The sequence below is a fragment of the Aldersonia sp. NBC_00410 genome (assembly GCF_026342035.1).
GTDB lineage: Bacteria > Actinomycetota > Actinomycetes > Mycobacteriales > Mycobacteriaceae > Aldersonia.
In genome coordinates, this window is the sequence record NZ_JAPENM010000008.1 from 56,069 (window position 1) to 75,921 (window position 19,853).

17 protein-coding genes and 1 pseudogene are annotated in these 19,853 nt (G+C 67.6%); 5 read left to right on the plus strand and 13 right to left on the minus strand.

All coding sequences use genetic code 11. The annotated features are described in order from the left end of the window. The first annotated feature begins 183 nt into the window (after positions 1–183). Positions 184–1,698 carry a peroxidase family protein gene (locus tag OG921_RS18650; protein WP_266114009.1) on the plus strand — a complete coding sequence of 505 codons (1,515 nt, stop codon included), beginning with the start codon at positions 184–186 and terminating at the stop codon, positions 1,696–1,698. Positions 1,699–1,711: 13 nt separating this feature from the next. Here OG921_RS18650 and OG921_RS18655 read toward each other — a convergent pair whose 3' ends face one another. Then, positions 1,712–4,306, minus strand: a complete 2,595-nt coding sequence (locus OG921_RS18655; protein WP_266114010.1) for a LuxR family transcriptional regulator — start codon at positions 4,304–4,306, stop codon at positions 1,712–1,714. A gap of 133 nt (positions 4,307–4,439) precedes the next feature. On the opposite strand from OG921_RS18655, the gene OG921_RS18660 reads away from it, so the two are divergent. Continuing rightward, positions 4,440–5,261, plus strand: a complete 822-nt coding sequence (locus OG921_RS18660) for a thioesterase family protein (protein ID WP_266114011.1) — start codon at positions 4,440–4,442, stop codon at positions 5,259–5,261. Positions 5,262–5,640: 379 nt separating this feature from the next. On the opposite strand, the gene uvrC is transcribed toward OG921_RS18660, so the two are convergent. The 5 genes and pseudogenes from uvrC to OG921_RS18685 form a co-directional block, all read right to left on the minus strand. Next, positions 5,641–7,674, minus strand: a complete 2,034-nt coding sequence (uvrC, locus tag OG921_RS18665; protein ID WP_266114013.1) for an excinuclease ABC subunit UvrC — start codon at positions 7,672–7,674, stop codon at positions 5,641–5,643. A gap of 36 nt (positions 7,675–7,710) precedes the next feature. Continuing rightward, positions 7,711–8,427: an energy-coupling factor ABC transporter ATP-binding protein gene (locus tag OG921_RS18670; protein WP_266114016.1), complete on the minus strand. Its 717-nt coding sequence runs from the start codon at positions 8,425–8,427 to the stop codon at positions 7,711–7,713. Then, a complete protein-coding gene (gene cbiQ, locus OG921_RS18675) occupies positions 8,424–9,182 on the minus strand; it encodes a cobalt ECF transporter T component CbiQ (protein ID WP_266114017.1) in 759 nt (252 codons plus the stop codon). The genes OG921_RS18670 and cbiQ overlap by 4 nt, the downstream gene beginning before the upstream one ends. Further along, positions 9,183–9,614, minus strand: a complete 432-nt coding sequence (locus OG921_RS18680) for a PDGLE domain-containing protein (RefSeq protein ID WP_266114260.1) — start codon at positions 9,612–9,614, stop codon at positions 9,183–9,185. Then, positions 9,600–10,241, minus strand: a pseudogene (locus OG921_RS18685) (energy-coupling factor ABC transporter permease); the annotation flags it as partial. The pseudogene OG921_RS18685 and the gene OG921_RS18680, both read right to left, overlap by 15 nt. A gap of 141 nt (positions 10,242–10,382) precedes the next feature. Between OG921_RS18685 and OG921_RS18690 the strand changes: the two are divergent. Then, the gene (locus OG921_RS18690) at positions 10,383–12,371 is read left to right on the plus strand and encodes a gamma-glutamyltransferase family protein (protein ID WP_266114018.1); all 1,989 of its coding nucleotides are present in this window, start codon (positions 10,383–10,385) and stop codon (positions 12,369–12,371) included. Next, positions 12,355–12,927, plus strand: a complete 573-nt coding sequence (locus tag OG921_RS18695; protein WP_266114019.1) for an NTP transferase domain-containing protein — start codon at positions 12,355–12,357, stop codon at positions 12,925–12,927. Before OG921_RS18690 ends, OG921_RS18695 begins: the two co-directional genes overlap by 17 nt. 21 nt (positions 12,928–12,948) lie before the next feature. On the opposite strand, the gene OG921_RS18700 is transcribed toward OG921_RS18695, so the two are convergent. The 5 genes from OG921_RS18700 to OG921_RS18720 form a co-directional block, all read right to left on the minus strand. After that, entirely contained in the window at positions 12,949–13,410 is a 462-nt protein-coding gene (locus OG921_RS18700) for a PH domain-containing protein (RefSeq protein ID WP_266114020.1), read from the minus strand. Continuing rightward, entirely contained in the window at positions 13,407–13,886 is a 480-nt protein-coding gene (gene ribH, locus OG921_RS18705; RefSeq protein WP_266114021.1) for a 6,7-dimethyl-8-ribityllumazine synthase, read from the minus strand. The genes OG921_RS18700 and ribH overlap by 4 nt, the downstream gene beginning before the upstream one ends. Further along, positions 13,883–15,139: a bifunctional 3,4-dihydroxy-2-butanone-4-phosphate synthase/GTP cyclohydrolase II gene (locus OG921_RS18710; RefSeq protein WP_266114022.1), complete on the minus strand. Its 1,257-nt coding sequence runs from the start codon at positions 15,137–15,139 to the stop codon at positions 13,883–13,885. Before OG921_RS18710 ends, ribH begins: the two co-directional genes overlap by 4 nt. Positions 15,140–15,392: 253 nt before the next feature. Continuing rightward, positions 15,393–15,536 carry a hypothetical protein gene (locus OG921_RS18715; RefSeq protein WP_266114023.1) on the minus strand — a complete coding sequence of 48 codons (144 nt, stop codon included), beginning with the start codon at positions 15,534–15,536 and terminating at the stop codon, positions 15,393–15,395. Beyond that, complete coding sequence (locus tag OG921_RS18720) at positions 15,533–17,038, minus strand: glycosyltransferase family 2 protein (RefSeq protein ID WP_266114024.1); 1,506 nt, start codon at positions 17,036–17,038, stop codon at positions 15,533–15,535. Before OG921_RS18720 ends, OG921_RS18715 begins: the two co-directional genes overlap by 4 nt. Before the next feature lie 258 nt (positions 17,039–17,296). Between OG921_RS18720 and OG921_RS18725 the strand changes: the two genes are divergently transcribed. Beyond that, entirely contained in the window at positions 17,297–18,070 is a 774-nt protein-coding gene (locus OG921_RS18725) for a glycoside hydrolase family 16 protein (RefSeq protein ID WP_266114025.1), read from the plus strand. Between the two features lie 28 nt (positions 18,071–18,098). Here OG921_RS18725 and OG921_RS18730 read toward each other — a convergent pair whose 3' ends face one another. Together OG921_RS18730 and OG921_RS18735 are read right to left on the minus strand one after the other, a co-directional pair. Further along, a complete protein-coding gene (locus tag OG921_RS18730) occupies positions 18,099–19,274 on the minus strand; it encodes a type III PLP-dependent enzyme (protein ID WP_266114027.1) in 1,176 nt (391 codons plus the stop codon). Continuing rightward, positions 19,271–19,768, minus strand: a complete 498-nt coding sequence (locus OG921_RS18735) for a hypothetical protein (RefSeq protein ID WP_266114028.1) — start codon at positions 19,766–19,768, stop codon at positions 19,271–19,273. The genes OG921_RS18730 and OG921_RS18735 overlap by 4 nt, the downstream gene beginning before the upstream one ends. Positions 19,769–19,853 lie beyond the last annotated feature (85 nt).

The following is a 19,853-nucleotide window of genomic DNA, read 5'->3' on the forward strand; positions in this document are numbered from 1 at the left end:
CGAGGATCGAGGTGCAGCCCCGTCGAACCGGCTGCCCGCTCGCGAATTCGGCTCGGCACCAATACGCAGATCGGAGAAATGATGTTCGCACCGACACCGATGTTTCTACGCCGCCCGGACGCGCCACAGCGCGGCCCGCGGCTATCCCGGCAGGCGCGCATACAAAGCACTGTCCTGAAACGAATGGAGCCGCTGTACCGGTATCCGAAGGTCCGTCGGTTCGTCAGTCGCCTCGTCATCGACAAGTACGGCAAGGCCACGTCGCCGCGCCCGCGGCCGCTTTCGATGGCCGGCGACTACACGACCTGGCGCAGCCTCACCGACCGGACCTTCAGCGGCCGTCACCTGCCGCCCCCGACCGGTGAGTCGCCGCGGCGGCCCCCCGAGGCGGAGGTCGCCGCGCTGTTTCGGCGCGAGCAGATGCTGCCCGCCGACGACACCAGTGTCGCGTTCGGTTTCTTCGCGCAGTGGTTCACCGACAGCTTCCTACGCACCAGCAAGGACTCCCGCAAGACCAGCTCGAACCATGAGATCGACCTGTGCCAGATCTACGGCCTGACCGAAGAGAAGACCGCCATGCTCCGTGGCGAAAACGGCAGGCTCGCAAGTCAGCTGATCGGCGGCGAAGAATATCCGCTCTACCTGCACCGCGAGAACGCGGCGGGCGACCTCGAGGTGGACCCACGGTTCGCCAACCTGCACCCCGCGGACACCATGGCGGCCATCCTCGGGCGCGTTCCGAACGAGCGGCGGCGACAGATGTTCGCGGTCGGCCTCGAGTACGGGAACTCCACGATCGGGCACGTCATGCTCAACACGATGTTCCTGCGTGAGCACAACCGGGTCGCCGCAATTCTCGAGGCGAAGCATCCCAAGTGGGGCTCGGACGCACTGTTCGAAACCACTCGCAACGTCCTCATTGTCGAACTGCTGAAGATCGTCATCGAGGACTACATCAAACACATCGGGCCGAAATATCTTCCACTCGAACTCGTGCCGTTCGTCGCCGAGAAACGCAACTGGAACCGGCCGAACTGGATCGCCGTGGAGTTCAACCTGCTCTACCGGTGGCATTCGCTGGTCCCGGACACCATCGGCGACGGGGACGACGCGCTCGAGCACGAGGACTTCCTCGACAACAACCAACTCGTGATCGACTCGGGCATCGAGGCGCTGATGGCGCAGTGCTCGCGTACCCGCGCCGGCCGGATCGGGCTGCAGAACACGCCGACATTCCTCGTCGACCGCGATGGCCCCGCCGACCCGATTCCCTCGGTGATGGAGCGGACCGTCTCGTTGATGAGGAAGGCGAAGTTGGCCTCCTACAACGACTACCGCGTGCAGTTCGGACTCGAACGGCTGACGAGCTACGACCAGCTGACGTCGGACGACAAGCTGATCGCACGGCTCGAATCGCTCTACGGCGGGATCGAGAATCTGGAGTGGTACGTCGGACTGTTCGCCGAGGATCCGCCCCCGGGAATGGACCTGATGATGGGCGAATTGCTCGGCACCATGGTCGGCTACGACGCGTTCACCCAGGCGCTGACGAATCCCCTGCTCGCGCGCAACGTGTACAACGAGGCGACGTTCAGCAAAACCGGCATGCAGATCATCGCCGAAACCCGTTCGCTCGAGCAGATTTTCGTCCGAAACTCGACGCGGCCGCAGGACGTCGTAGTCGATTTCAGCTGCTGAGCAAGGGCGCGGCTCATCGGCCCTCACCGCGGATGAGTTTCGCGAGTTCGGACCGGTCGGCGACACCGAGCTTCGCGCAGATCCGGTAGAGGTGACCTTCGACGGTGCGCACCGAGACGACAAGGCGCTCGGCGATCAACCGATTGGTCAGACCCGTCGCGACGAGGTTGGCGATCTCCCGCTCCCGGACGGTGAGCGGCAGCGGGTTGGCCGCGGCCAGCAGCGCGGGTGTACGTGCCCCACCGCACAGTACGGCGAGGCGATTGGCGTGGGCCGCCGACCGGTGCTCGTCCACGCGAAAATCCCCGCCGTGCGCTGTCGCCGCCTGCGCGGCCGCGTCGGCCGCGGACAGCAGCGCGCCCATGGCCTCGAATTCGGCGGCTACTGCGTCGAGGCCCTTCCCGTCGCCCGCGGCGACGGCGGCAGCGTGCCGAGTCTGCACTGCCACCAACCGACCGTCGATTCGCTCCGCCAACTCGGCCAGCGGCGCGGCGGCGGTCCGGTCGCCGAAGCGACTGGCCGTGTGCCACGCCTCGGCCGCGACGGCCAACTGGCCCGACGCCGTCGCGGATTCTGCGGCAGCCCTGGCGAGTTCGACACTGCGGCCGACGGCACCTTCCGCGGCCGCCAGCCACGCCTCGGCCACATCCAGCTGCGGGCCGAACAGCGCCACGTGCCGGCCCATCCGGGACTTCGCGTCCGTGCACAACCGCGCCGCGTCGGCGCTCCGCCCGAGGGCGGCGTAGCCCTCAATGAGCAGAATCTTCGCCGGTAGGCTCCACGTGGCGGCCGATTTCTCCGGAAAGGCCGCGATCGCCTGTTCGAGGCGAGGCACGGCGTCGCCGAACCGACCCATGGCGACATTCGCCGTACCGATCATCGTGTTCGCCAACGCCCATGCGATGAATTGACCGGCGGAGGAGAACTCACGGTAGGCCTCGGCGCGAGCGAGCGCACGTTCGAGATCGCCGGTGAATGCGAGCGCCTGCACTTCGCAGAGCGCCGCCGGATAACGCAGCAGGCCATCCAACTCGCCCGCGACGGCGTCCATTCGGTCGACCACGCGCATTACCTCGGAGCTACGGCCCATCAGCGCGAGCGCCCGCCCTCCCCCGAAGCAGGCCCACTCGATTGCCACCGGCGGTGCGCCGCGCGCGCTCAGTACCCGTTCGGCCGCGGCCACCGCCTCGTCGAGCCGGTTCTCGTGCAGCGCGCATGCCGACGCAGCGCCCTCGACGATCAGCGACAGCGCCGGAATCGTGATCTGTTTCCGCATCGCCGCGAGTTGTTGGTCGGCCCGCACGGAATCGCCAAGAGACCACAGCGAATTCGCGATCCGGGTGAGACCCCAGCGGACCAGCTGGATCTGGTCGGACTCGATCGGTGGATGCGCGGTGAGCGTGGACTCCGCTTCCACCGCCTCGCCCTGCCACAGAAGTACGCGAGCGAGCATCGCCGCGGACGTCGCGCCGCCACCCGCATCGACCGCCGCTCGGGCGAACCGTTCGCTCAGTGCCACGTCGGCGAGTGCCATCGCGTCATTGGCTGCCGCGTCCAGCAGCGCGACATCGGGGCGCCGGTCGCTGTCGAGCCCGAGTTCGGCCAGCCGTATTCGATCCGCGACGGAGTCCACCGGGCGCGCGGCCAGTGTCGCGACCAGCCGCCCGCGCAACCGGCGGGCGGCGGCAACGCCGAGCGAGCGGCGCAGCACCTCGCCGAACAGCGGATGCTGCAATCGGGCATCGAGGCGGCCGTCGACCGGCACCAGCCGCACGAGTCGTTGATTCTCGGCGTCTTCGACCGCCTGCTCGCCGGCCACCTCGGCAAGAACGTCGGCGTCGATCGGCTCGCACAGGGTCAGCAGCCGCAGCGTGTTGAGCACAGCATCCGGCAACCGATCGAGTCGGTCCGCGAGGAGCGTCGCGAGCTCCGCGGTCACAGTTGCCCGCCCGCGCAACTGCCACACGCCATTCGCTTCGCGCAGCGAACCTGCTTCCAGCGCACCGTCAACGAGGTGCCGCAGGTACAACGCGTTGCCGGCCGACGCCTCCCAGATCAGTTCTGCACTCAGTCCTTCGAGCGGACCGCTCAGCATCGCTTCCACCAGTTCGACGCTCTGTTGCTTGGTGAACGGCGTGAGGTCAATGTGTCGGAGGTGACCGTCCTTCCAGAGCGAGGTGACCGCGTCGGGCACCGTCTCGCCGGAACGAACAGTGGCCACGATCGGCGCGGCCCGGTCGATCGCGATCTGGTGCAGCAGGGTTGCCGAAAGCCGGTCCAGCAGGTGGGCGTCGTCGACGCCGATCACCACGCCGCTCTCGGCGAGCAGCGCCTTGCGCGCCGCGGACATAAACGTCACCGGGTCGCGCGAGGTCGTCGGCCCGACGACGTGCGCGAACACTCCGAGCGGGATGCTGCGAGCCGACTCGGTACCGGCGACCCAGCGCACGTGACCGGGGAGGGTCTTGGTCACCGCCCGCGCCAGCGTCGTCTTGCCGACGCCCGCTGCACCGGTGAGCAGGACACCCCCGGCGTCCCCCCGACCGGTCAGCACCGCACGGATCTCGTCGAACTCGGTCTGCCGCTCGACCAGCGGCCAGGCGCTCACATCTGTGCAGCTTAATGGCCTGCGGCCGACTCCATGCGATTATCCCATCCGGCCGAACCGCGGCGGAACGCGCCCGCTACCTTGATCCGAGCGGCTCTCCGAGCGATGCCGCGAGTACGGAGGATCGACGTTCATGAGCACATCGCTGGCCTATTTCGAGCAGGGCGGAGCCGACCTGGTGCCGACGAAGTATGCAGTGAGTTCGTGGGCGCCGGACATGCTGAGCGGACCGGTGGTGTGCGGGGTGCTCGCGCGGGCGATCGAGAACGCCTACGGTGCGCACGACTTTCAACCGTCGCGACTGACCGTCGACATGTTCCGCCCGGCCCGCACCAAGCGGTTCGACGTCGCCACCACCCTGGTCCGCGACGGCAACCGAATTCGGGTCGCGGACGCGGAGATCGTCCAGGACGGCGAGCCGGTCGCGCGCGCGAGTGTGGTGTTTCTGCGCCGATCCTCGCCGCCGCCGGGCGAGTTCTGGTCGCGCGCGGAACGGCCGCAGGTCCCACCGGCGAGCCTGACCGACCCGACCGACCGTCCACATCATGCGGTATGGGGCAGCGATGCCGGCGGGTGGACTCGGCATCGCGGCGACCACCAGGGTGTGAGCCGTAAGCGGATCTGGCTGCGCCAACTCGACCTCGTCGCCGGGGAAACCCCGTCACCGTTCATCACCGCGGTCACCGTCGGTGAGCTGACCAGCATGGTCAACAACTGGGGTTCGGAAGGAGTCGGCTACATCAACGCCGACCTCACCGTTGCCCTGACCCGGCTGCCGGTCGGCCGGGAGATCGGCGTCGAGGCCGACAACCACCTGGCCACCGACGGCATCTCGGTCGGTACGTCGACGCTGTTCGACACCGACGGCGCATTCGGTACCGGCGTCGTCACCGCGCTGTCGAATGCCAAGCGCATGGTCGACTACTCGGGGACCCGGCCGCGCCAATTCGAGTAGCGCACTACCCACGACGATCTCCGCGCCGAGTCGCATCATTCGGTTATGACGAACACTCGTGTTCACAAATACGCCCGCCACCGACGTGCGCCCCTTGCCACCGCGTTCGCCGGGGTCACGCTTTCCGTCGTCGCGGCACTGAGCGGATGCGAACTGGAAGCAGCTTCGGGCGCAACAAGTTTCACGTCCACGCCTGCATCGGCACCGGCGAGCACGCAGCCGGCGGCCGTCACCACATCTCCGACGGCGACCCTCACCACACCGTCGCGCGGCGCCGCCTTCGTGCCCCTCCCCCCGACTGCGCCTCTCCTTCGGCCTGCACCGACCCTTCAGGCGCCACCGGCCGCTGCGGGAATGGAACCCTGATCCACCGAGCTACCTACTCGCTGCCGACGGCCCGATCTGCGCCCTCGCCGTCGGACCCGGCACCGAGCGCCGCTCGTACCGCCTTCGCCGTGGTCAGTCCGATACCCGGCACCTCGGTGATCTCCTCCACGCTGGCCTTCTTCAGGTTCGCGACCGAGCCGAAGTGCATGACCAGCGCCGTGCGGCGGGTCTCCCCCAACCCGCGCACGGAGTCCAACGCCGACGCGGTCATCCGGCGCGATCGCTTGCTGCGGTGGAAGGTGATCGCGAACCGGTGCGCTTCGTCCCGGATCCGTTGCAGCAGATACAGCGATTCGCTGGTGCGCGGCAGGATCACCGGATCGGCCTCACCCGGCACCCAGACCTCTTCCAAGCGTTTCGCCAGCCCGATCACCGCGACGTCGGTGATCCCGAGTTCGTCGAGCACCTCCGCCGCGGCCGCGACCTGTGGCGCGCCGCCGTCGACGACAAACAGGTTGGGTGGGTAGGCGAATCGGCGCGGGCGTCCGGTCTGCGGGTCGATCGCGGCCGCCGTCGCCCGGACCAGTTCCTCCGATTCGCCGATGCTGTCGGTGCGCATCCGCAGGAAGCGGCGCCGGGTGACCTCGGCGATGCTGGCCACGTCGTCGGAACGGCCCTCGCCTGCGGCTTCCCTGATGGTGTAGTGCCGATAGTCCGACTTGCGCGGCAGGCCGTCCTCGAACACCACCAGCGAAGCGACTACGTCGGTGCCCTGCACGTGGCTGATGTCGACGCACTCGATCCGCAGCGGTGCGGTGTCCAGGTCGAGCGCATCCTGAATGCCCTGCAGGGCGGCCGAGCGTGCATCGAAATCGCTGGCGCGCTTGAGTTTGTGCTGCGTGAGCGCGTCGGCAGCGTTGCGCTGCACCGTGTCGGCGAGCGCCTTCTTGTCGCCGCGCTGCGGCACCCGCAACTGCACCGCCGAACCGCGCAGCCGGGACAGCCACTGCTGCACCTGATCCGCGTCACGCGGCAGCGTCGGCACCAGCACTTCGCGCGGCACCGCGGAGGTCGGCTGCACATCCGCACCGTCGGATTCGGCGGCGGCGAAGGCTGCCTGCTCGCCGTAGAACTGCGTGACGAACTGTTCGACGAGTACGGCCAGGCCATCCTCGGGCGTCTCGTCGATGGTGGGTTCGATTGCCTCGCCAGACTTTTCCACCACCCAGCCGCGTTGCCCACGCACCCGTCCACCGCGGACATGGAATACCTGGACCGCGGCCTCCAGATCGTCGGTGGCGAACGCGACCACGTCCGCGTCGGTGCCGTTGCCGAGCACCACGGCCTGCTTCTCCAGCGCTCGCCGCAGCGCGGCGATATCGTCACGCAGCCGCGCCGCGGACTCGAAATCGAGCGCCTCCGATGCCGCACGCATCCGGTTCTCCAGATCGCGCACGAGCCGGTCGGTCTTTCCGGCGAGGAAGTCGCAGAAGTCCTCCACGATCTGGCGGTGCTCGGCCGCGCTCACCCGTCCGACGCACGGCGCGGAGCATTTGTCGATGTAGCCGAGCAGACACGGCCGTCCGATCTGGTTGTGCCGCTTGAACACTCCCGTCGAGCACGTTCTGGACGGGAACACCCGCAGCAGCAGATCCAGGGTTTCCCGGATCGCCCAGGCATGTGAGTACGGGCCGAAGTACCGCACGCCTTTGCGGCGGGCACCGCGATAGACGAACAGCCGCGGATACTCCTCGTTCAGCGTCACGGCGAGCACCGGATACGACTTGTCGTCGCGGTAGCGGACATTGAACCGGGGATCGAATTCCTTGATCCAGTTGTACTCGAGCTGCAGCGCCTCGACCTCGGTGGACACCACCGTCCATTCCACGCTCGCGGCCGCGGTGACCATCTGGCGGGTGCGCGGATGCAGCGAGAAAACGTCGGCGAAGTAGGAGTTCAGCCGGCTGCGCAGGCTCTTCGCCTTGCCGACGTAGATGACCCGCCCGTACTGGTCGCGGAACTTGTAGACCCCTGGTTCGACCGGGATGCTGCCGGGGGCCGGTCGGTACGTTGCGGGATCTGCCACGTAATCCAGATTAGTCGCGCGCGCAGACAGCTTCGCTCAGCTCATCCGATGGCGGGCAAGCAGCGCCTCGTCGTCGAGCAGTTCGGCGATGGGCCGGTCGGCGACGACCCGGCCCGCGTCGAGCAGCACCGCACGATCGCAGATCCGGGCAGCGTAGGGCAGGTCGTGGGTGACGAGCATGATCGTCGTGTCCAGTGCGAGCAGTACGTCGGCGAGCTCACGCCGCGACTCCGGGTCCAGGTTCGCCGACGGTTCGTCGAGGACAAGGACATCCGGCCGGCAGGACAGCACCGTGGCCAGCGCGGCGCGGCGGCGTTCACCAACCGAGAGGTGCGCGGGCGAGCGGTCCGCGAGCGCCGTCATACCCACCGCTGCGAGCGCTTCGTGCACCCGATTGTCGAGTTCGGCCGCCGTCGTCCCGAAGTTTGCCGGTCCGAACGCGACGTCCTGCGCGACTGTCGGCATGAACAACTGGTCGTCGGGATCCTGGAAGACCACGCCGACCCGACGCCGGATTTCGCGCACCGTGTCCCTGCGGAGCTCGAGGCCGTTGATCGAGACGGTGCCCGCGTGTGCCGTGTAAACCCCGTTGACGTGCAGCATCAGGGTGGACTTGCCCGCCCCGTTCGGGCCGAGCACGGCGACCCGCTCCCCGACGTCGATGTCCAGGTCGATCTCGCGCAACGCGGGTGTGCCGTTGGGATAGTCGTAGCTCACACCGCGCAAGGAGACCGCGGGGAGTGGCCTGTTCATCGCAACGTCCATGACATGGCACAGACCGCCACCGCCGCCGTGCCGGGCACGAGCGCAACGAGCCAGATCCGCGCGGTCGGTGCCGGGCTCCCGTAACCGGGCACGGCACCGGCGTATCCGCGCGAGAGCATCGCGAGGTGCACCCGCTCGCCCCGTTCGTAGGACCTCAGGAACAGCGCCCCGGCCCCCCGCGCGGTCGCCGCGGCCTGCCGCAACGTTCGCGGGTCGTCACCGCGGGCGATCCGGGCGAGCCGCATTCGTCCGGCCTCGGCCACGAGCAGATCGACATAGCGCAACATGAGTACGACGACAGTGGTGATCATGCCGGGGACCCGTAGCCGGGTCAGCGCTCCGGGCAGGTCGCGGACCTGCGTGGTGGCGGCGAGGGTGAGCGAAACACCAACACCGATCGTGCCCTTCGCGACGATTCCCCACGCCGCGTGCAAACCGGGCGTCGACAGCGACATTCCGAGCACGTCCGTGCGCGGCGTACCGGCGGCGAACGGCAAGAGCACGGCCAGCACCACGAACGGCAATTCGATCAGCATCCGGGGCGCCATCCAGCGCAACGGGATTCGGGCGGTGACCCATACCGCGAACAGGATGGCTGCGTAGCAGGCATACGGCCAGACCACGTCGCGTGGGGTCGCGACGACGGCGCAGACCGCGAGAATCGCAGCGACCACCTTGACGTCTGCCGGCAGCCGGTGCACCGACGACCGCCCGGGCAGGTAAAGCGCTGGAACGGCGACCACCTAAGGCGTCCGCCCGGCCAGGCTGCGTGCGGTTCCGTCGCTCGTTGGCGCCGGACGCCGTCGGGCCCCGATGGCGCGGACGAGCGCGACGAGTATGGCGAATGCGGCGGCGACCCCGAGTACCCCCGCAACGCCGGTGAGGGCGCCGTTACCGTCGACCGTGTAGCCGGCCAACGGGGAGTTCACCGGGTGGTGTTGGTTGGCCTGCTGGGCGATGCACGTGCCGTCGAGTTGCTCGACCCCACCGACTTCGCTCACGGTGCATCCACGCTGGGTGGTGGCGTCGAGGCCGTCGGGTGCACTGCCGGCCAGATAGGACAGCAGTCCGGCGACGGTCACGGCCACGAGCGCAAAGCCGACCAGGAACTGGTTTGCGGACACGCGCGCGCGGCGCGAGGCCGTCGACCGAGACCGGGTGCGGAGCAGATACACCAGGTCGGGCCGCGCGGCCGCGACGGAGGTGACCGTGATCGCGGTGATCACGCCCTCGCCGACGCCGATGAGGGCATGGGTAATCACCATGTAGCCGGTGACGGTCCCCAGCGATGCTCCGGCCGCTCCCCCGATCGCGTACTCGAGCACGAAGCCGAGTGCGGCACAGAGTGTTCCGATGAGCCCGGCGAGGAAGGCCAGCACGGCCAGGCCGGACTCGCGACGCGCCAGCAACACCGGCGCCAGCACGCGCGCGGCCAGATAGCCGACGGTCACACCGATCAGCGCCATGTTCGTGATGTTCGTCCCGAGCGCGGTGAGCCCGCCGTCCGCGAAGAGCAGCGCCTGCACGACCAGCACGACAGAAATGCAGAGGACACCGACGTACGGTCCGACCAGGATCGCGGCGAGCGCCCCACCGAGCACGTGTCCGCTCACGCCGGGCAGAACGGGGAAATTGACCATTTGCACGGCGAAGATGAAGGCGGCGACGAGTCCGGCCATCGGGGCTGTCCGCTCGTCGAGTTCGGTTCTGGCCCGCCACGCGGCGAACCCCACACCCCCGATGGCGATCGCCGCGAACAACGCCGACGTCGGAGCGTTGACGATGCCGTCGCTCATGTGCATAGCCAACGTCGCCGAAGTGCTCACCCATCGCAGGTTACTCCCCAATAATTCATCTGATCAGGTGAGCAGGTGTATTTCCTGCGTTCGTTCCGAGCTGCTGATCGCCCGCACCGGCGCACCCTGCGGTGTTAGTTTCGGGCCATGACCGCCGCGATGAGATCGGGCAAGGGAATTCGTGCCGCCATCGCGGTTGTCGCAGCATTCGGCCTCGTGGTCGGCTGCTCGTCGGACGACAACGAGGAGTCTGCGGCGAGCGCCGCGCAGACCTGCGTCGAGACGCCGAACGGCACCCCGGTCACCGCGTCCCCGACGGCTCCCCCCGTATCGGGTGCGCCCCCGACCACACAGAACCTGTCGACGAATCCTGAGGTCGCTACCGGTTACCGCTCGGACATGACCGCGGTCCACACCGCGTCCTACGCGGTGTCGACCGCCAATCCGGTGTCCACCCAGGCGGCGTGCGAGGTGTTGCGGGACGGCGGCACCGCTGCGGACGCGCTGATCGCCGCTCAGATGGTGCTCGGCCTCGTCGAGCCGCAATCTTCCGGGATCGGTGGTGGCGCCTTCCTGCTGTACTACGACCACGATTCGAAAACGGTCGACGCCTACGACGGCCGCGAGACCGCACCGGCCGCGGCGACCGAGAACTACCTGCGCTGGGTCAGCGACACCGACCGCACACTGCCCCGCCCCGACGCACGCGCCAGCGGACGGTCCATCGGTGTGCCCGGCGTGTTGCGGATGCTGGCGCTCGCGCATGCCGATCACGGTCAGACGACGTGGAGCAACCTGTTCCAGCCCGCGATCACACTCGCCGACAACGGTTTGACCATCAGCCCCCGCATGGCACAGCAGATTGCCGAGTCCGCGCCGCAGCTCGCGGTGGACGACAACGCGAGGTCCTATTTCCTCAACCCCGACGGCTCTCCCAAGCCGGTGGGCACGACGCTGACCAATCCGGCAATGGCCAAGACCCTCGGCGCGATCGCCACCGACGGCGCCGACGCGTTCTACACCGGCGCTACCGCCCGCAACATCATCGACGCGCAGGCCGCTCCGACCGGCGGACGCACACCGGGCCAGATGACGCTCGACGATCTGAGCGGGTACCAGGCCAAGAAGCGGACGGCGCTGTGTACGACCTACCGTGAGCACGAGATCTGCGGCATGCCGAATCCCTCCTCGGGCGGCATCGCGGTCGCGTCCACGCTGGGGATCCTCTCGAATTTCGATCTCGGCACGATGGGGCCGACCGAGGTGGATCGCAACGGCGGCAAACCGACCGCACCGGCGGTGCACCTTATCGCCGAGGCGGAGCGACTCGCCTATGCCGACCGCGACAAGTACGTCGCCGACTCCGATTTCGTACCACTACCGGGTAATTCGCCGGACACTTTGCTCAACCCGGACTATCTGAAACAGCGCGCCGGCCTGATCGACCCGAACAAGAGCATGGGCACCGCACAACCGGGTGATTTCGGCCCGGTGCCGCTGGCGCCGCAGACCCAGGACCGCGAGCATGGCACGAGCCAGATCACGGTGGCCGACAGGTACGGCGATGTCGCATCGATGACCACCACGGTCGAGTCGGCGTTCGGATCGTTCCACATGGTCGACGGATTCCTGCTGAACAACCAGCTCACCGATTTCTCCGCGAACCCCACCGGCGCGGACGGCGCACCGCTGGCGAACCGGGTCCAAGCGGGCAAGCGGCCGCGCAGCTCGATGTCACCGACCCTGGTGTTCGACCTCGGCAAGGACGGTTCGCGCGGGGACATCGCCTACGCCGCAGGGTCACCCGGCGGTTCGGTCATCATTCAGTTCGTGGTGAAGACCCTGGTGAACACGCTCGACTGGGGTCTCGATCCACAGCAGGCCGTGTCGGGGGTCGATTTCGGCGCGGCGAACAGTCCCACCACCAATGTCGGCGGCGAGCATCCCAATATCGACGCGTCCAACGATGGTGCGAACGACCCGCTGGTACAACAACTGCGAGCGATGGGACATCAGGTCTCGGTCGCGCCACAGTCGAGTGGACTCAGCGCACTCCAGCGCGACGGCGACGGCTGGGTGGGCGGGGCCGACCCGCGCCGCGAGGGCGCAGTCATGGGTGATGTCAAGAGTGGGTGAGCGTCTCGCCGGCCTGCTCCTTGCCGCCGGTGCCGGACGTCGGTTCGGCGGACCGAAGGCGCTCGCGACGGTGCACGGGCGGTCGCTGCTGACCACCGCGCTCGACGCGCTGCGCGACGGCGGCTGCGATCCGGTGCTCGTGGTGACCGGCGCTCGCGGCGATGAAGTCGCGCAGCGCCTCCCTACGGGTGTCACCGAGATACGTTGCGAGAAATGGTCACTCGGCATGGGCGAGTCGCTACGCGCCGGGTTGGCGGCGCTGCCTGCGACGGCCGCCGACGCGGCGCTCGTCCACCTGGTGGACCTACCCGACGTCGGTGCGGACGTGGTTCGCCGGCTCGGATCACTCACCGGGACCGACGTGCTCGCGCGGGCCGCTTACGGAACGGGCCCCGGCCATCCGGTGCTGATCGGTCGACGCTGGTGGCCCGACGTCATCGCCACCGCACGCGGAGACCGCGGTGCGCGCGACTTCCTCGCGACCCGAAGCGATCTCGTCGAAATCGACTGCTCGGATCTGGCGGGCGGTGCGGACGTGGACTACCCGGATCCCTGATGCGCGCGGTCGGCGCGCAACTCAGGCGGAGTACTTGACGTACAGCGAGCGGAACCGCTGGATCGCGGCGACCGCGTGGTCGCGGTCGTTCGACTGGATCGCGAGGACCGGAATGTACTCGTCGTCGGGCAGATCGATCCGCGCCCAGGATGCGCCGTCCGGAAACGACAAGCCCCGCATCGACTTCCAATCGACATGCTTCTCACCGAAGGCATTGCGCACGAGCACTCCCGACGCACCGGCTCGCAGCCGCGGCCGAGCGAGTAGCAGCACGCCACCGCCGAGCAGGAAACCGAGCAGCACCATGGCGATCTGATCCGACACTCCGAAGTACACCCCGGTCGCCGATGAGCGCAACAGCAACGCTACGACGATGAAGAGCACGACCAAGCCGGTGGCAATCCCGATCGCGACCCGCGCGGTCTTGCGCGGTCGGACGTCGAGTTCCCAGTCGGTGTCTGCAGTCACGGTCGGGGGGGTCATCGATTCTCGCGCAGCGTGCGGAGGGTGACGGCAGCGTCGAGCGCTGCGGCGCACGCCTCTTCACCCTTGTCTTCGGACGAGTCGGGGAGCCCGGCACGATCGAGCGCCTGCTCTTTGCTGTTGGTGGTGAGCACGCCGTTACCGATCGGAGTACTTGCGTCGAGTGAGACACGGGTCAGCCCGGCCGTGACAGCGTCACACACGTACTCGAAATGTGGTGTGCCACCACGGATCACGACACCGAGCGCGACGACTGCATCGTGGTCGCGGGCGAGTTCCTGTGCCACGACGGGCAATTCGCCCGCACCGGAGCAACGCACGATAGTGACCTCGTGTACGCCGGCAGCTTTGGCCGCGCGCTGCGCGCCCGCGAGCAGAGCCTCGCAAATGTCGTCGTGCCAGCGCGAAGCGACGACGCCGAGCCGCAGATTGGACGCGCCGCTGACGACGAGATCGGGAACGCCTTCGCCACTCATCGCAGTGTTCCGCCGGCGTCGAAATCGTCGAGACCGATCAGGTCGTGCCCCATCCGGTCTCGCTTGGTGCGCAAATACGTGAGGTTCTCCGCGTTCGCCCGCACCGGCATCGGCACACGCGCGGTGATGTGCAGCCCGTACCCGTCGAGACCGACCCGCTTGGCGGGGTTGTTGGTGAGCAGCCGCATCGACCTGACGCCGAGGTCCACGAGAATCTGCGCGCCGATACCGTAGTCGCGGGCATCGGCGGGAAGACCGAGCTGCAGGTTCGCGTCCACCGTGTCGTGGCCGGAGTCCTGCAACTGGTACGCCTGCAGCTTGTGCAGCAATCCGATCCCGCGGCCCTCGTGCCCGCGCATGTAGAGCACGACGCCGCGCCCCTCCTGGGCGACCATGTCGAGTGCGGCATCGAGCTGCGGCCCGCAGTCGCAGCGCAGTGACCCGAACACGTCACCGGTGAGGCACTCGGAGTGCACCCGCACAAGCACATCCTCGCCGCGGCCGTCCTCCGCGGGGATGTTGCCGCGCACCAACGCCACGTGTTCGACGTCCTCGTAGATGCTCTGGTACCCGACGGCACGGAACTCGCCGTGGCGGGTCGGGATACGCGCATCGGCCACGCGCACCACATGCTTCTCGTGCTTGCGCCGCCATGCGATCAGATCGGCGATCGAGATCAGCGCCAGATTGTGTTCGTCGGCGAAGACGCGCAGCTCGTCGGTCTGCGCCATCGCGCCTTCGTCCTTCTGGCTGACGATCTCGCAGATCACGCCGGCCGGACGCAGGTCGGCCATGCGGGCGAGGTCGACCGCGGCCTCGGTGTGGCCCGGACGCCGAAGCACGCCGCCCTCCTTGGCGCGCAACGGAACCACGTGGCCGGGGCGGGTGAAGTCGTTTGCACCGGTACCCGGGTCGGCGAGCAACCGCATCGTCTGTGCGCGATCCGCGGCCGAGATTCCGGTGCCGATCCCCTCCCGGGCGTCCACCGTGACGGTGTAGGCGGTGCCGTGCTTGTCCTGATTCGTCGCGTACATCGGCGGCAGACCGAGGCGGTCGCAGTCCTCGCCGGCGAGCGGAACACACAGGTAACCGGAGGTGTAGCGGACCATGAAGGCGACCAGCTCGGGCGTGGCCTTCTCTGCGGCGAAGATGAGGTCGCCCTCGTTCTCCCGGTCCTCATCGTCGACGACGACCACGGCCTTGCCCGCGGCGATATCGGCGACGGCGCGCTCGATGGTGTCGAACCTGGTCACGGCTACATTCTCCAAATCGCGAGTGTCTGGACGATGAAACTCGTCAGTACTACACAGTACGTGGGGTCATCCCGGTTGCTGAAACCGCTCGACGTGCAGGGACATCTCCGGCCTGGCTTGCCGTCCAACTCTCCGATCGCCGGCACGCGGGGCCAGTCGACCAAGGCATTGCCGCCTCGGCCGACGCACGGCTTTCTACGGCGCCGGTAAGTCGTCCAGCAGCCGAACGAACTGGTCGTCGCGACGCGACCGGCTACTCGCGTCGTCGCGGGATCAGCTTTGCCAGACTCAGTCCGGCGTAGACGAGGGTGTTGATGGCCACGAACGTCGCCATGACTTGGAACCATCCCGACTTGAGCGTTCCGTCGGAAAAGAAAATTCCGGCCAGGTTCGTCATTGGGCCACCGCCTCTCGCGGAACGTAGTTCCAGCCGGCAGAGCTGCCGGTGACAATGTCGAAAAGGGATTTCACATAGACCGCCTGCAGCATGACGTCATAGCCGACCTCCAGCGCGAGTGGGAGCGCGAGCGCCCTGCCCCGCCACCCGGCAGACCACACGGTAACCACGCGCTCGACCACGAAGATGGCGCCCGCTACCGTCCAGAACCAGACCAGCTCGAAGCCGCCTGCCGAGAGCAGCGTGATCAACATGAGGAGCAGGTACACGTTCAGAGCGATGGCGCCGTAGCCGATGCCCAACTGCTGCAACCAGTACCGCAGCGTCGCCCGGGTCAGCCCATAGGCACCGATGTTCTCCAGTGCGCCGCGCTGCCAGCGCATCCGTTGACGCCACAGCGCTCGCCACGTCGGCATCAGCTCGGTAGTGACACGGCACTGCATCGGCGAAATCATCTTCGCTCCCAGCGATTTCAACGCCAGAGTGAGCTCGTTGTCCTCCGTCATCGCCAAGGTGTCGTACACCTGACCGGGATTACCTGGAATGAGGGACCCGCGCGAGTCGGCGACCGCCTTCAGCGCATAAGCGCGGAACAGGGAGGCCGTGCCGGTGAGCACGAACACCTTCCCGCGGCGACGGCCGATGCTGCGGCCGTAGCGAGCGTATTCGTTGCGCTGCAACTGCCCCACCAACCCAGAACCAGATTCGCCGTAGAAGACTCCACCGACAGCGATGAGGTCGGCGTCGGCCTCGAGTCGTGTCATGGCCGTGTCGAGAAACTCCGGGACGATGACCGAGTCGGCGTCCATCACCATGACAACGTCACGGACGTCGATCTCGGCGAACATATCCGCCAGCGCTTGGTTGAGGCCGCCGGCCTTCTTGTCCGTGTTGGCGACCGTGGTGAACACTTCGGCCCCGTGCCGCCGGGCGATGTCGGCCGTGTCGTCCGTGCAGTTGTCGGCCACGACCACCACTCGCTGCGGTGGGCGGGTCTGGGTCCACAACGACTCCAACGTGGCCCCGATGGTGATCCGCTCGTTGTGCGCCGGCACCAGCACAGTCAGGCGCAGCGGCACCGCGGTGGCAACCCCAGCAGCGGGCAACTGGCTCGGCGGGAGGTCCGGCTCGTCCGTCACGAGCCGGACCGCCTTCGGACCGAGCGGTGTCAGCATTAGCCGGCGCATCTGACGCGCATGCGCTGGCAGCGGCGCGGGAATCCGCCGGTCGCGGGACAGGACCCGCATGGCAGCGGCCGCGTGCAGTGCCGTCAGTCCGACGATGCATCCGGTCGCCGCAGCGCCTGCAGCCAGGATCACCGAGAGCGAGGGCACGCTGGCATCCGACCCAAGCGGCAAGTAACCGACGTCGTCTCCCGGGGCAGTTCGCGATGCGATCCACCCGCCCAGCAACATCAGAACCAGGGTGAAACCTGCAAGCGCGATGGTGAGCACACTCAACCGAGCAACGCGTCGGCCGGGCGGGACTTCGTTGACTGACAAAGCCGACTCCTGGGTTCGCTGGGCCGCGCTCGTGCCCAATTTATCGTGGCGCAGTCGGTCTGGAACCCAATCCGGTGTATGTGTGCCAGCCCTGAGACGTTCTCAGCGAAGAATCCTCTGCTCTGATAACGAGCTGCCGGGATACTTTGAACGCATGACCGTTCCCCATCCCCCTTCAGGTGCCCGCAACGGCAAGCCGACCTGGGCGTCACCGGAACGATCCGGCACGGCAGCGGGTTGCACGTGAGGCTCCGGTGGGTGCCAGCCGTCCTCCTGTGTTGCCTTCTGTGTCAGCCGGCGACAGCGGGCGCCACGGAAACGGTTATTGACGATTTCAACGGGCCCGCCGGGACACATCCCGACCCAGGCCTGTGGGGTTACGACACCGGCGACGGGTGGTCCGAGTTGCAGACCTACACCGACTCCACCGACAACGTCTACCAGGACGGCGCGGGGCACCTCGTCATCAAGGCCGTCAAGACGGACGACGGCTACATATCGGGCCGGATCAAGACCCAGAACAAGTTGACGATGGGTTACGGCAGGGTCGAGGCCAGCATCCAGATGCCGTCCGGCCCCGGCAACCTCCCCGCGTTCTGGCTGCTGGGCAGCGACTACCCCAGAGTCGGCCACCCCGACTGCGGTGAGATCGACATCGTCGAATACGTCAAGTCGGCTCTCCACTCCACCCTGCACGGGCCGCAGCAGGGGGAAGCCGACTACCGACCACCTGGCACAGGCGAGTACACGGGGGTGGGGCGTTCCCAAGTGCCCGCCTTCGACCCCTCGGCAGGCTTCCACACCTACTGGATGGACCGGTCGCCCGACCTGATCACCATCGGCGTCGATGGCACGACCACCGGCGTGTTCACTCCGAACTCGCTGCCGGACGGTGCCACCTGGGTGTTCAACGACAAGCCCATGTTCGCCGTCATCAACTTCGCCATCGGCGGCCCTTGGCCCGGCACTCCGCCCGCCGGAACGCCGTTCCCGCAACAGATGGTCGTCGACTGGTTCCGATACACACCGTAAGAGAACTGATGTCGGCGACAATTGGCGTTCAATGGCAGCGAGCCGCCACCACAATCGGCGTCGGCGGAATCCCGTTGAACCTCGACGACGTCACCGAGGTGTAGGCGCCCATCATCGGACTGACCACGACGTCGCCGACCCCCAGCGTCGGCATCGGGTAGTCGCGAGCGACGACGTCGGCGCTGTCACACGTCGGGCCCGCCAAAGTCATGGGTTCCATGACCGCTGACCGGCCGTCGTCCTCGAGCTCCGACAACGCGAGGATTGGTGGGTGGACGTCCTCGGCCATCACATTGGAGTAGCTGCCGTAGACCCCGTCGTCGAGGTAGTGCCACTGCCGGCCCGCCCGCATCGCGCTGCCGACGACGCTGGTCAGCAGCGACATGCAGTCCGCGACGATGAAACGGCCAGGCTCGGCGAGCAGCGTGTGCTTACGGCGGTCGCTTCCGAGGGCCTCGTCGACGACGTCGGCGATCGCGCCGATGGGCCGCGCGTCGGCCCGGTAGGACACCGGGAACCCACCACCGATGTCGATGGTCGACGCCGTCAGTCCCAGCGTCCGCTCGACGTGCTTGCTCAGCTCGAGTGTCGAACCGATCGCGCGCCGAAACGGCTCGAGCGCGCAACCCTGACTCCCCACATGGAAGCTGAAGCCCTCGAACCGCACTCCGGCGGTGGCCACGTGTTTGACCAACAATTCGGCCTCGCCGAGTTCGGCGCCGAACTTGGTCGACAGGTCCGATTTGGCGGACGGATTGGGGAACGCCAGCCGCACGAGGATCCGGATATCGGATTCGCGGCCGACGAACTTCTGGGCCTCGATCTGGTTGTCGACGACGAAGGTGCGGATGCCCCGCCCGTAGGCGTAGCTGATGTCCGCCGGCTTCTTGACCGGATGGGTGTAGATGCACCGGGACATCGGGACACCCAGCGCCGCAACGAGGTCCACTTCGGCTGCGGTGGCTACGTCGAAACTGCTGCCGCACGCGGCCAGCACGGTCAGCACCGCTGGGTGCGGCAGGGCCTTGACCGCATAGTGCAGCCGAAATCCCCGAAGGTGTTCGGTGAGCAGCGAATATTGCACGGCCACCCGATGCGGGTCGAGCACCAGCAGCGGCGTGCCGTGTTCGGCCACCAGGTCCCGCCACTGTCCGCCTTGGGCGCGCAACGCATTGCGCAGCTGCGATCGTCGGCGCGCGTTCATCGGGCTCCTTCGGATGCCGATCGGCCGACCATCAGCAGGCGATGGAACCGTTCGTAGCTGAAGATCGCCAGCACGTAGAAGCCGATATCCGCCACCAACTTGGCGAAGATCCACCCGACCACCGTGCTACCGAACAGGATCGGCCCAAGGTAATAGGCCAGTGGCCGGACGATCAGGCTGTCGAGAACCTCGGCGGGCCCGAACTCGACGGCGACGCTACGCAGCGCGAGCGCATTCGCGACCAATGCACGTCGCACCGGGTGCAGCGACGGATGCGAGCGGGAGGCGATGCGGACCGCGGCGAGGTACGCCGCGGCGTAGTAGCCGACCAAGGCGCCGATAGTGGCGACCAACGCGGCCGCAGCCAAGGATCCGGTGATCTGGAAGGCGATCGCGGCGCCGCCGAGTTCGCCCACCGTTCCGGCGATTTCGCACGGCAGATATCGCCGCACCCATTCCACAAGCTTTCGACCCAACCTGCGGTCTCGAACCATGCATGAACTATCCCGTTAGGTGCCACGCCCGCGGATGAGTAGCGGCCTACCCGATTTCCCGCGATATCCGAAGGACGTCGCCGCA

What these genes read in the sequence shown, in the direction of transcription:
- OG921_RS18660 (WP_266114011.1), top strand. Translation starts at nt 4,440, where the DNA reads ATGAGCACATCGCTGGCCTATTTCGAGCAGGGCGGAGCCGACCTGGTG.
- OG921_RS18670 (WP_266114016.1), bottom strand. Translation starts at nt 8,427, where the DNA reads ATGAACAGGCCACTCCCCGCGGTCTCCTTGCGCGGTGTGAGCTACGAC.
- OG921_RS18650 (WP_266114009.1), top strand. Translation starts at nt 184, where the DNA reads ATGGAGCCGCTGTACCGGTATCCGAAGGTCCGTCGGTTCGTCAGTCGC.
- OG921_RS18715 (WP_266114023.1), bottom strand. Translation starts at nt 15,536, where the DNA reads ATGACGAACCTGGCCGGAATTTTCTTTTCCGACGGAACGCTCAAGTCG.
- OG921_RS18700 (WP_266114020.1), bottom strand. Translation starts at nt 13,410, where the DNA reads ATGACCCCCCCGACCGTGACTGCAGACACCGACTGGGAACTCGACGTC.
- OG921_RS18695 (WP_266114019.1), top strand. Translation starts at nt 12,355, where the DNA reads ATGTCAAGAGTGGGTGAGCGTCTCGCCGGCCTGCTCCTTGCCGCCGGT.
- OG921_RS18690 (WP_266114018.1), top strand. Translation starts at nt 10,383, where the DNA reads ATGACCGCCGCGATGAGATCGGGCAAGGGAATTCGTGCCGCCATCGCG.
- OG921_RS18735 (WP_266114028.1), bottom strand. Translation starts at nt 19,768, where the DNA reads ATGGTTCGAGACCGCAGGTTGGGTCGAAAGCTTGTGGAATGGGTGCGG.
- ribH (WP_266114021.1), bottom strand. Translation starts at nt 13,886, where the DNA reads ATGAGTGGCGAAGGCGTTCCCGATCTCGTCGTCAGCGGCGCGTCCAAT.
- OG921_RS18730 (WP_266114027.1), bottom strand. Translation starts at nt 19,274, where the DNA reads ATGAACGCGCGCCGACGATCGCAGCTGCGCAATGCGTTGCGCGCCCAA.